The following is a 12020-nucleotide window of genomic DNA, read 5'->3' as shown; positions in this document are numbered from 1 at the left end:
GGTCTCACTTGTCGTTGGGCACGGCCCCCTCGGCCTTCAGCACCTCATGGGCCGCCTTGAAGGCGTCGAGGCCGGCCGGGATGCCGCAATAGACGGTCGCGTGGAGCAGGATTTCCTTGATCTCGTCGACGGTCACGCCGTTGGCGAGCGCCCCCTTGACGTGGAGCTTGAGCTCGGCCGGCTTGCCGAGCGCCGTCAGCATGGCGAGGTTCAGCATCGAGCGGGTCTTGTGCTCGAGGCCCGGCCGCGTCCAGGCATAGCCCCAGCACCATTCGGTGGTGATGTTCTGGAAGGCCATCATGAAGTCGTCGGCCTTGGCCAGGCTGCCATCGACATAGTCGCTGCCCAGCACCTTGCGGCGGACTTCGAGACCCTTGTTGAACTGATCGCTGTGCGACATCGGCCTTGATCCCTTTCGTGGTGGTGTTCGGAGGTCGTCAGAGCCCGAGATAGGCGCTGCGGACGGCGTCGTTTCCGGACAGCTCCGCGCTCGTGCCCTCAAGCACGACCCGGCCGCTTTCCAGCACATAGCCACGGCCGGCGACGGACAGCGCCAGCGTGGTGTTCTGCTCGACCAGCAGGATGGATGTGCCCGTCCGGCTGACGGCCAGGAAGGTGTCGTGGAGTTCGTCGACGATCTTCGGCGCCAGGCCATGGCTCGGCTCGTCGAGCAGGAGAAGCCGGGGCTGGAGCATCAAGGCCCGGCCGATCGCGACCATCTGCTGCTCACCGCCCGAGAGCGTTCCCGCGAGCTGGCCGAGCCGCTCGCGCAGGCGGGGGAACATCGTCAGCACCCGATCGCGCCGCGTGGCGAGATCGCTGGCGGAGCGCACTGCATAGGCGCCGAGCATGACGTTTTCCTCCACCGTCATCTCGGGGAAGACATGGCGACCTTCCGGCACATGGGCGATGCCGAGCGCAGGGATCGCATGCGAGGGGCGGCCGACGAGTTCGGTGCCATCGAAGCGGATGCTGCCGCGGGCGGAGACAAGCCCCGAGATCGTCCGCAGCAGGGTGCTCTTGCCGGCCGTGTTGGCGCCGATCACGCAGACGAATTCGCCCGGGCCGACCGCGATCGAGACGTCGTGCAGCACGTCGAGGCCGCCATAGCCGGCATGCAGCCCGGCGATCGAGAGAAGCGGAGGCTGGCTGGTCATCGCACCCTCCTCACGCCGCCGACCGGCCGAGATAGGCCTCGATCACGGCCGGGTCGCGCGCGATCTCGGCCGGGGTGCCGGTCGCGATCATCTGGCCGAAGTTCAAGACGACCAGCCGGTCGCACAGCGCCATGATGGCGCGCATGTGGTGCTCGACCACGACCAGCGTCAGCCCCTCCTCGCGCAATTGCCGCAGAAGATCCATGAAGGCGTCCATCTCGGCATGGTTGAGCGCCGCCATCGCCTCGTCGAGCAGCAGGACCCGCGGCTCGGTGCAGAGCGCGCGCGCCACCTCGACACGCGCCCGCTCCGGAAAGGAGAGATCGCGCGCGAGTTTGCCGGCGATCGCGCCAATGCCGACGCGCTCGAGGCAGCGCTCCGCCAGCTCGCTGGCCTCGGGAATCGCGTGGCGCATCAGCCCGCCGGTCAGGACGTTGTCGAGGACCGTCGAGTCGAGGAACAGCGCGACGTTCTGGAAGGTCTTGACCATGCCCGCCGCGGCGATCCTGTGCGGCTTGAGGCCGACGAGGTCGCGGCCGTCGAGCCGGATCGTGCCGGAATCGGGCCGGTGCAGGCCGACCAGCGTCGAGAACAGCGTCGTCTTGCCGGCGCCGTTGGGGCCGATCAGCCCGAGGATCTCGCCCGGCGCCACGGAGAGCGACACATCCGACAAGGCCTGCAGCCCGCCGAAGCGCTTGCCGAGCCCGCTGACCTGGAGCAGTGGCGCGACCATTAGCGTTCCTCCCGGCGCAGCAGGCGCCTGATCCGCGGGCCGATCGCCATGAAGCCGCGCGGCTCGACCAGGATCACGAGGATCAGCAGCACGCCGAAAACGAGTTGCGACAGCCCCGCCGCTTGGGCGGAGAAGACCTGGTTGGCGATCTCCTCAAGCGGGATGACGAAGAAGGCGCCGAGGATCGGGCCCGCCGCCGTGCCGATGCCTCCGACGATGGCGATCATCGCCATCCGCACCGAGATCGAGGCGACGCCGAAAACGGTGTCGGGATCGAAGAAGAACTGGAACTGGGCGTAGAGCGTGCCAAGCGCCGCCGTCAGCGCGCCCGAGATCACCGCAGCGATGATCTTGGTGCGGGTGGTGTCGACGCCGATGACCTCGGCCGCGTCGGCATTCTCCTTGATCGCGCGCAGCCGGTAGCCGAGGCGGCTACGCTTGATCGCGACGAAGATCACGGTCACCACGACGAGCGCCCCCAGCATCAGCCAGTAAGAGGCGCGGGTGTCGGCGAACTGCATCAGGCCGAGGCTCGGCTTGGCGTAGGGGACGGAGATGCCCACCGGTCCGCCGGTCAGCCCGCCCCAGCTGTTGCCGATGACGCGCATGACCTCGCCGAAGGCGAGCGTCGCCAGCGCGAAATAGTGGCCGCGCAGTCGCATTGTCGGCAGGCTGATCAGAAGCGCAGCGAGCCCGCCCAGCACCGCCGCCGCCATCATGCCGAGCCAGGGCGTGATGCCGAAATGGATGAGAAGCAGCGTCGAGGTGTAGGCGCCGATGCCGAAGAAGGCGGCGTGGCCGAGCGAGATCTGGTTGGCGAGGCCGGCGACGATGTTCCAGGCCTGCGCCATGGCGGCGAAGAGAAGCGCCAGGCAGAGGATGCGGATGCCGTAGCCGCGCGGCTCGAAGGCGAAAGGCAGGGCGATGGCGAACGCCGCGAGCAGCGCGAGGCCGGCCGTCTGCCGAAGGGATGGCGCGCTCATCGGGCCGCCCCCAGCAGGCCCTTCGGCCGGAAGGCCAGCACCGCGATGAAGACGATGAAGAGGACGAGGTTCTGCAGCTGGATCGGAAAGACGAGCGCCGAGAGCGACTGGATGATGCCGACGGCGAGGCCGCCGACCACCGCGCCCGCGACCGAGCCGAGCCCGCCCAGCACCACCACGGTGAACATCAGCACGGCGAATTGGGTGCCGACCGTCGGCGAGGCCGTCAGATAGGGCAGTATTACCGCGCCGCCGAAGGCGGTGAGCCCGACGCCGAGCGCGAAGGCGAGCATGTGCATGCGGTCGGCATCGATGCCCATCAGCCGCGCGGCCATCGGGTCCTGCGCGGTGGCGCGCATCGCGCGGCCGAACCAGCTCGACTTCAGGAAGAGCCAGAGCGCCAGCCCCGAGGCCACCGACATGGCGAAGGCGGCGAGATAGGGCACGGAGACGAAGAGCGGCCCGAGCTGCAGCGACGAGGTCTGGTAGGGCGTCGAGACGGAGCGGAAGCCCGAGCCGAACATCAGCAGCGCGGCGTTCTCCAGCACGATCAGCAGGCCGACGGTGAGGAAGATCTGCGCCACCTCGGGGGCCTTGAGCACGCGCCTGATCAGCATGTGTTGGAGCGCGGCCCCGAGCAGGAACACGACCGCGAAAGCGAGCGGCGCCGCCAGCAGCGGATCGAGCCCGAGCCAAGCCCAGGCATAATAGGCCACGAACATGCCGAGCATCAGGAATTCCGCTTGCGCGAAGTTCACGATGCCCATCACGCCGAAGACCAGCGTCAGGCCGATCGAGATGACGGCGTAGACACCGCCGATCATCAAGCCGTCCAGGATGGCCTGAACCACCGCCATGAGCGCCTCTCTCCCCTGCCCGGCCGCTGCCGATCGCGGCTCAGCCGGCCCAGACGGCCTTGGCCTTGGCGACGTCAGAGGGCCAGACGGTGACGAGTTCCTTGTTACGCCACTGGACCATGACGGGGACGGAGAGCGTGTTGAGGCCGGTCTTGTCGAACTGGACGGCCCCGCCCGTCATGGCCTTGGTCCAGCCGCCCTCGAAGCGACCGCCATGCAGCGCCTTGCGCAGATCCTCGGATTTGGCCGACTTGGCCTTCTCCATCGCCTGGGCCAGCACATCCATGCAGACGGCGTGCTCGAGCGCCTCATGGACCATGAAATAGCCGAAGCGCTTGCGGAAGCGCTCGGTCAGCTCCGGCGCGAGGTCGTAATTGGCCGGCGAGATCGAGAGCACGCCCTCGGCGAATTCGCCGAGCCCCTTCTCGAAATCCGGAATGACATAGCCGGCCGCGCCACCGATGGCGGGAATGGTGATGCGCTGCTGGCGCATCGCGCGGATGATCTGCAGGGAATCGTTGAGGTAGGAAACCGGGAACACCGCCTGGGCGCCGGAGGCGCGCAGCTTGTTGATCAGCGGCGTGACGTCGGTGATGCCTAGCGGATAGGCGTCGTCCATGACGATCTGGACGCCGGCCGCCTTGGCGCCCTCGCGCAGACCGCCGGCCTGCGAGGTCCCATAGGCGGTATCCTCATACATGATCGCAATGCGCTCGAGCTTCTGGCCGGCACTCGCTGCGATGGCGACCGTGCCGTCGAACTGCGCTTTGCCGATGACCGAGGCCTTGGCGACCACCTGGAAGATGTTCTCGAAGCCGCGGCCGGTGATCTGGTCCGAGAAGGACATGGTGAGCAGCGGCACGCCCCGGCGCTCCGTGACTTCCGAGATCGCGATCGTGAGCGACGAGGCAAAGGCGCCAAGGATCGCTACGACGTCGTTCTGCGTCAGCAGGCGCTGGGCGACATTGGCGGCCGTCGTCGGGGTCGAGGTCGAGTCGGCAACGACGAGATTGATCCGGGCGCCGCCGAGCGCCTTGATGCCGCCTGCGGCGTTGATCTCGTCCGCGACCAGTTCGATGCCATTGCGCGAATTGATGCCGAACTGCGCGTTGGCGCCGGAGAGCGGCAGGATGACGCCGACATTGACGGCCTTGCCCTGGGCGATGGCGTCGCGGACGACATAGGGGGCGGCGATGGCACCGGCGGCGCCGAGCATGAGGCCACGGCGGGTGGGCGACAGCTTGATCATCTCTTCCTCCACGATCTGCCTTCTGCGGGCATCAGCGGGGAGAGGCATCCCACAAGCGTCGACCCCCTGTCAACTGATTGACAGATTGTCTGACGATTAGCGATCTGAGCCGGCGGAGCCTGCGAGCGCTCCGCGGCCGTGGGACCATAACGGCGCGGTTGTCCGCGCCGCCAGGTTCAGGCGGCCAGCGCAGCCGGTCCCGGTGTCGATGCGATATCGATCCAGCCGTCGCCGGCCCGATAACGGGCGGAGACCTGGCCGGAATCGTCCATCGCGAAGAGGGCGAGCCAGCCCTGGTCGAACAGCGCCCGGAGGTCCGGGTGCTTCGCCAGGATGCCGAGGATCGCCTCGCGCGGGGCCGCGACGACCACCGACAGCCGCAGCGGCTCGTGCATCAGGCGTTCGCCGTCATGGACCGACTGCCAGGGCAGACCACCGCGCAGCAGCCCGCCATTGCCCTCGAAGACGCCGATGCCGCCGACGACGTTGTGCAGCAGCTTGTTGCCGGCGCCGAAGGCCGCCGGTGCGACGGCCGAGCCGTAGTATTGCAGGCTGATCCAGCTCGCGACGACGACCGGCGCCGTCAGGATGAGTTCGAGCACCTTGAATTCGGTGTCGGCACGCCAGTCATAGCTGTGCAGGAAGGCGCGCCCGGCGAGCGAAGCGCCTGCCGTGTGCCGGCGCGGTGCGGCGATGAAGGCTTTGCAGCCGGCCAGACCCCATTCCGGCCGCACCTGCGCCCAATCCCGGCCGCGCCGCGCGACGTCGCCCTCGCCCGCCGCGCCGGGCAGCCGCAGCGCCCGCTCGGTCCGGGCGAGCCGACCGGCGGAGGCCAGCAGCGCGTCCAGCTTCGCCAGATCGGCCGCGTGCGACGGCGGAACGGTTTCGCGGTCGAACAGCGTGATCTCGTCGCTGACCGTGTCATGCAGGCCGGCGACGAAGCGCGTATCGGCCGGAACCTCGATCCCCTGCCCCGTCAGCCCGGCGCGGACGTCCGCCTCGTTCAGCAGCCCGGCCAGCAGGCGGGCATTCACGTCGCCGGGAAAGCCGCCGCAGGCGCCGCATTGCAGGGCGCTGGCATGGGCGTTGTTGACCAGCCGCGCGCCATGGCCGGCCAGCAGCACCAGCCGGGCGAAGCCCGAGGTCAGGGACATGCCCCGCAGGACCGCCGCGGCCATCTCCGTCCGCTGCGCCACGGTCAGCGTCGCGTCGAGGCGCGGTGCCGTCCGGTCGCTCTCCGGGCGGTGATCGGCCGTGACGGAGTCGTGGAAGAGCTTCCAGAGATAGAGCGGGCCACTGGCCTCGACGAAGGCGAAGGAGGAGACGGCGGCGCGCTTGAAGCGGCCCCAGGCGCGCTTGGCCCGGGCGCCGATGCGCACCTTCTCTTCCGCGGCCTCGCCCGGAGCGTCGCAGGTGAAAGACCCCAGGCCCGGCTTCAGCAGGACCGGCAACCGCGCCTCGCCGCCCACCGAACCGAGCCGGCGATGCGAGACGCCGATGCCGAAGAAGCCGGCGAAGCCCAGCGTCTCCACGCCGGGATCGAGCGACTCCAGCGCGCGGCGGATGATTTCCGAGCGGACGTCGATGCAGAAGGCCGCCTGGACCGAAGGCCGCGCGGGCGCCGCCTTCGCGGCGGCCGGCTGCCATGCCGCGAAGAACCGGCGCTGGGCAGCGCGGTCATAGGCTTCCTGCAGCAGGGCGTCGATGATCTGGTCGTCGCTCGGCTCGACGGGCGCGGCATGGGCGTCGATCGCCTGCCGCCAGGCCTCGGCGATCTGCCGCCCGAACTGCGCGTGCAGCGCCGCCTCGAAGGCGAGCGCGATGGCCAGCAGATCGGTGATCGTCTGGTCGGTCCCGCCATCGCGCTCCGCCTGCCACTGAAGGTGGCGGGCATATTGGGCCCAGCCGCCGAGCCCTGTCAGCAGCGCCGTGAAGTAGCTCTCGGCCGCCGCCTGCGGCAGACCGAGGGCGAGGCAGGCGCGCCGGATCGCCGCCGGGGCGCCCAGCGGCTCCCGCGAGATGCGCAGGCAGAAGCCCTTCAGCCCCGCGATCTCGGGCGAGAGATCCTGCGTCGCGAAGGCGCGCCAGGATTCATAGGCGCCAGCGGCCTGGGTCTTCGGCCACATCGCCTGACCGAGATCGAAATGGCCCGAGGCCCAGGCGCCGATCCGGTCGGCGATGAAGCCCGGCCAGTCGACGCCGGTGGCCTCGGCGCAGAGCGCCGCGACGGTCGGAATCGGCGCCGCGGGCGCAGGGTTCTCGGACAGGGCCGCCTCGACTACGGCGTGGCCCGGCGCCCCCGGCCGCTCGGCGATCACCTCGGCGAGGTCGGCCGGCGTGATCTCGCCAGCCCGCCAGCGCTCCCGGTAGAAGGACCGCGGCATGGTGACGGGGATGCCGCCGGCCCGGCCGAGGCGCGCCGCCGCGCCGGCCAGCGTCTCCCCCGCCAGACCGAGGAAGGGATTGACCGCGACGGAGGCCGAGAGCGGCCAGAGCGGCGGAATGATGCGGGCGGCACGGTCGGCCTGCGCCATCAGGGCGGCCTGCAGGGCGTCCTGTCCGGGCTGCGCGGTCATGACGGGCTCCTTTCGCTGGTGAGGTGGGATGATGCGGGCCGGGCCCAGCCGCCGGTGAGACGGTCGAAGATGGCGTTGCCGTAAAAGCCGTTGGCGAGATGGACACGCAGGCCCGCGAGAGCGGGATGCCCGGCCCAGTGCGGGAACAGCGCCTGGGCGAAGGCGACGGCCCCGAAGGAGAGCAGCGTCAACACGATCAGCGCCCATTCCAGCGCGGTCGGCGGCGGGATCGGCGGCAGCGTCGGCGAGGTCAGCCACTGCGCGAAGCGCTGCAGCAGGAAGTAGGACAGCGAGGCGGCGATCGAGGCCGCCGACGTCCGCAGCGTCAGCGCGCGCGGTGCGGCGTCGGCGAGGCCCTGCGCGATCAGATAGGCGACACCGAAGACGAGGATGGCGCCGAGCGCGATCGCCTGAGGCGACTTGTCGGCGAAGCCGAAGCTCAGTCCCATCAGCGCATAGAGCGCCAGCGCGAAGGCGAAGGCCTGGGCGACGACGCGGAGGCTGGCGACCGCGACCGGCCCCGGCCGGCGCGTGGCCGCGACCTGCTCCACGGCCCAGCCCGACGACAGGAAGGCATGGGCCTTGTAGAGCGAGTGGGCGACGATGTGCAGCAGCGCCAGCGGGAAGAGCGCCAGCCCGCATTGCAGCACCATGAAGCCCATCTGCGCCACGGTGGACCAGGCGAGCGAGGTCTTGATCGCCGATTGGGTCAGCATCACCAGCCCGCCGAGCAGGGCGGTGAAGCCGCCGATCAGCACCAGCGCCGCCAGCGCGCCCGGCGTCGTCAGCAGCAGGTCCGCGAAGCGGATCAGCAGGAAGCCGCCCGCATTGATGATGCCGGCATGCAGCAAGGCCGAGACCGGCGTCGGCGCCTCCATGACCTCGACCAGCCAGCCATGGGCCGGGAACTGGGCCGATTTGAGCAGCGCCGCCATGACCAGCAGCGCCACCGCCCAGCCCGTTCCGGCGGGCACCGGCCCGCTGCGCGCCTGCGCCAGGATCGCGCCGATGTCACCGGTGCCGTAGCCCGCGAACAGGAGCAGGCAGGCCAGCAGCAGCGCGCCATCCGCCAGCCGGGCGACGACGAACTTCTTCCGCGCCGCGCGCTGCGCCGCCGGGCGGGCGGGATAGAACAGCAGCAGCCGGTGCAGGCAGAGGCTGGTCGCGACCCAGGCGACGAGAAGCTGCAGCAGATTGCCGGCGCTCACGAGCAGAAGCGCGGCGGCGAGCGTGGCGCAGATCCAGCCCGTGAAGCGGCTCTGCCCCGGTTCGCCGGCGAGATAGCTGCGGCTGAAGCGCAGGACGACCCAGCCGACGAAGGTGATCAGCAGCAGCATCGTCACGCCGACGATGTCGAGGCGGGCCGAGAGGCCCAGGCCGCGGGGGGCGAGCAGCGTCAGCGTCGCGGGGCCGAACCAGGCGAGTTGGACGGCAGCGGCAAGCGCCACCACGAAAGCAACCGCCGCGGCGATCTCGGCCAACGGCCCCGGCCCCTTCGGCGTCGCCTCGCGGCGCAGCAGGTGGAGCGCCAAGGCGGCGAAGATCGCCGGGGCCAGAAGGGGTAGCGCGAGATGGGACATGGCGGTCTCACGGGCTGGTTGATCTCGCACCGCAATATCACCGGGCCCACTGCGCTAAAAATTCATTGTTTGTGCGTTTCCGTTCGCTATCATCGAAGAATGGCTGGCCTCAACTACAACCATCTGCGCTATTTCTGGACGGTCGCCCGGGAGGGCCATCTCGGCCGCGCGGCCCAGCGCCTGAACCTGACGCAGTCGGCGCTTTCGGTGCAGATCAAGCGGCTGGAGGAGCAACTCGGCCACCAGCTGTTCGAACGCGCCGGGCGCGGCTTGCTGCTGACCGAAGCCGGACGGATCGCCCGCGATCATGCCGATATCATCTTCGCGACGGGTGACGATCTGCTCGGCACGCTGCGCGAGAGCGGCCTGTCGCGGCATGTGCTGCGCGTCGGTGCGCAGGCGACGCTGTCGCGCAATTTCCAGCTCGCCTTCCTGCGCCCGATTCTCGGGCGGCCGGATGTCGAGGTGGTCCTGAAGTCGGGCGCGACGCCGGAGCTGCTGCGCGCCCTTGCGGCGCATCAGCTCGACGCGGTGCTGACCAACCAACCCCCGGCCGCGGATCCCGAGCGCGCCTTCCTCACCCACAAGCTGGCCGAGCAGCCGGTGAGCCTGGTCGGCCGGCGCGACCTCGTCGCTGAGGCCGGCGATTTCGAGGCCTTGCTCGCGCGCCATCCGGTGATCCTGCCGCCGCTGCATACGGGCCTGCGCGACGACATCGACGCGCTGATCGACCGGGCGGGCATCACGCTGCGCATCGCCGCCGAGGTCGACGACATGGCGATGATGCGCCTCCTGGTGCGCGAGGGCGTGGGCCTGGGCGTGCTGCCGCCCATCGTGATTCAGGACGAGCTGGCGCAGGGCGTGCTCGCGATCGGAGCCGCGCTGCCCGGCATCGTCGAGCGCTTCTACGCCGTCACAGTGGCCCGAACCTTCCGCAACGCGCTGCTGCAGGATCTGCTCGGACAGCAGGGGTAAGGCGCGCGCCTCAGAGCACCGCCAGCGAGATGGCCGGCACCAGCGCGATGGCGAGCAGGCCGAGCAGCAATGCGCCGAGATAGAACCAGACCGTCTTCATCGCCGCGTCGGGATCGACCTTGCCGATCGAGCAGGCGATGTAGTGGCCGATGCCGATGGGCGGGGTGAACAGGCCGATATTCATCGAGACGACCACGACCATGGCGTAGTGCACCGGGTGGATGCCGAGATCCTTGGCGATCGGGAACATCAGCGGCGCCAGCAGCACGATCGCCGGCAGGCCCTCGAGCAGGCAGCCCAGCGTCAGGAAGACCGCGATCGTCACCGCCATGTAGACGATCCAGCCACCCGGCAGCCCCTTCATCACCGCGGCGAGATACTGCGCGAAGCCGGTCTGGGTCAGCACCCAAGCGGCGGCCGAGGCCGTGCCGAGGATGATCAGGATCGCGCCGGTCATGGCGGCGGTCTCGATCAGCATGCGGTACGTCTGGGCGGCCTTGAGCCCGCCATAGAGGATCATGCCCGCGATCAGCGCGTAGACGACGGCGATGGTCGAGACTTCGGTGGCCGTCGCAACGCCCTCCGTCACCGCGCCGCGGACGAGGAAGGGCAGGACGAGCGCCGGCGCCGCGATCACCAGCGCCTTGCCGATCACCGAGACAGGCGCCCGGCGCACACCCTCCAGCGCCTCTCCCCGCGCCTTCCAGCGGGCGGCGATGGCGAGGATCAGCAGCAGGAAGAAGGCGACGACGAAGCCGCTGGCGAAGAGCGCCGCGATCGAGATGCCCGCGACGGAGCCGATAACGATGAGCACGATCGAGGGCGGCACCGTATCGGCCATGATCGCGCCCGTGCCGAGCAGGGCGACCATCTCCTCGGGCTTGTTGCCGCGGCGCTTCATCTCGGGGAAGAGCGCCGGCGCGACGGTGGCCATGTCCAAGACCTTCGAGCCGGAGATGCCGGAGACCAGATAGAGCGAACCGAGCATCACATAGGACATGCCGGCCCGGACATGGCCGAACATCGAGGCGAGGAAATCGACGATCGCCTTGCCCATGCCCGTCGCATCGAGAATGCAGCCGAGCAGCACGAAGACCGGCACCGAAAGCAGGATCAGGCTCGACATGCCCTCATCCATGCGCCCGACGATTACCGTCACCGGCAGCTTGGTCGAGAAGACGAGGAAAGCCATCGCGCCCGCGCCGAAGCAGAAGGCGATCGGCACGCCCATGGCGAGGCAGAGCGCGATGACACCGACGAGCAGGATCAGGATATTGGCCTTGCCGAGCCCGGCCAGCACCGGCGAGAGCAGCCAGAGCAGCCCGATGGTGGCCGCCACCAGCACCAGCGCTGTCACGAGGTCGCGGCGCGGCGCCTCGGTCCAGAGTTTCACCGCCAGCACGAACAGCATCAGCGCGATGCCGATCGGGATGCCGGCGATCCGCCAGGCGGTCGAGATGTTGAGCGCCGGGGAGGTCACCGGAAACTCGTCGATCCAGTGCTCGATCGCCGAGGGCAACAGCGCGGCGAGGAAGGCGCCGATGACGACGAGGCCAGTCGTCTCCAGCAGCGCGCGGGCGCGCGGGCCAACCGCGTTGATCACCAGCGCCAGGCGCAGATGCTCGCCGCGATCGATGGCGATGACCGCGCCGAGCATCACGATCCAGAGGAAGAGGAAGGAGGCGATCTCGTCGGCCGCCGTGATCGGCGAGGACAGGACATAGCGCCAGAACACGGCGACGAGGACGAGCCCGATCAGCCCGACCAGCAACAGCGCGGCGAACGCTTCCAGCGGCGCCATCAGGAAGCGAAGCCGCGCAGACGGGCGCGGCGGCACCTGTTCCTCGATGGCGAAGGCCTGGGTTTCGCTGATCGGCGTGGCGTCTGTCATCGCTGTCTCGCTGGGGATC

Annotated in this window: 10 protein-coding genes; 1 reads left to right on the top strand and 9 read right to left on the bottom strand. The window is 69.5% G+C overall.

All coding sequences use genetic code 11. The features are described 5' to 3' along the window. Positions 1-4: 4 nt before the first annotated feature. The 8 genes from AX750_RS07070 to AX750_RS07035 form a co-directional block, all read right to left on the bottom strand. Complete coding sequence (locus AX750_RS07070; protein ID WP_066725297.1) at positions 5-400, bottom strand: carboxymuconolactone decarboxylase family protein; 396 nt, start codon at positions 398-400, stop codon at positions 5-7. Positions 401-437: 37 nt separating this feature from the next. Next, positions 438-1157 carry an ABC transporter ATP-binding protein gene (locus AX750_RS07065; protein ID WP_066725294.1) on the bottom strand — a complete coding sequence of 240 codons (720 nt, stop codon included), beginning with the start codon at positions 1155-1157 and terminating at the stop codon, positions 438-440. Between the two features lie 10 nt (positions 1158-1167). Beyond that, positions 1168-1890 (bottom strand): ABC transporter ATP-binding protein, encoded by a 723-nt coding sequence (locus AX750_RS07060; RefSeq protein WP_066725291.1) that lies wholly within the window; start codon positions 1888-1890, stop codon positions 1168-1170. Further along, on the bottom strand, positions 1890-2873 hold the full coding sequence (locus tag AX750_RS07055) for a branched-chain amino acid ABC transporter permease (protein ID WP_066725289.1): 984 nt from the start codon (positions 2871-2873) through the stop codon (positions 1890-1892). The genes AX750_RS07060 and AX750_RS07055 overlap by 1 nt, the downstream gene beginning before the upstream one ends. Beyond that, positions 2870-3730, bottom strand: coding sequence for a branched-chain amino acid ABC transporter permease (locus AX750_RS07050; protein ID WP_066725275.1), 861 nt, complete (start codon positions 3728-3730; stop codon positions 2870-2872). Before AX750_RS07050 ends, AX750_RS07055 begins: the two co-directional genes overlap by 4 nt. Positions 3731-3770: 40 nt before the next feature. Further along, positions 3771-4979: an ABC transporter substrate-binding protein gene (locus AX750_RS07045; protein WP_066725273.1), complete on the bottom strand. Its 1209-nt coding sequence runs from the start codon at positions 4977-4979 to the stop codon at positions 3771-3773. A gap of 176 nt (positions 4980-5155) precedes the next feature. Further along, positions 5156-7555 carry a DUF2309 domain-containing protein gene (locus tag AX750_RS07040; RefSeq protein ID WP_066725271.1) on the bottom strand — a complete coding sequence of 800 codons (2400 nt, stop codon included), beginning with the start codon at positions 7553-7555 and terminating at the stop codon, positions 5156-5158. Further along, entirely contained in the window at positions 7552-9135 is a 1584-nt protein-coding gene (locus tag AX750_RS07035) for a proton-conducting transporter membrane subunit (protein WP_066725269.1), read from the bottom strand. The genes AX750_RS07040 and AX750_RS07035 overlap by 4 nt, the downstream gene beginning before the upstream one ends. 99 nt (positions 9136-9234) lie before the next feature. On the opposite strand from AX750_RS07035, the gene AX750_RS07030 reads away from it, so the two are divergent. Beyond that, the gene (locus AX750_RS07030) at positions 9235-10110 is read left to right on the top strand and encodes a LysR family transcriptional regulator (protein ID WP_066725260.1); all 876 of its coding nucleotides are present in this window, start codon (positions 9235-9237) and stop codon (positions 10108-10110) included. Between the two features lie 10 nt (positions 10111-10120). On the opposite strand, the gene AX750_RS07025 is transcribed toward AX750_RS07030, so the two are convergent. Continuing rightward, on the bottom strand, positions 10121-12001 hold the full coding sequence (locus AX750_RS07025) for a TRAP transporter large permease subunit (RefSeq protein WP_066725258.1): 1881 nt from the start codon (positions 11999-12001) through the stop codon (positions 10121-10123). Between the last annotated feature and the right edge of the window lie 19 nt (positions 12002-12020).

Source organism: Methylobacterium sp. CCH7-A2, from assembly GCF_001557075.1.
GTDB classification, from domain to species: domain Bacteria; phylum Pseudomonadota; class Alphaproteobacteria; order Rhizobiales; family Beijerinckiaceae; genus Allobosea; species Allobosea massiliensis.
The sequence above is the reverse complement of the archived record's forward strand: the minus strand, read 5'-3'. Positions and strand labels throughout refer to the sequence as shown.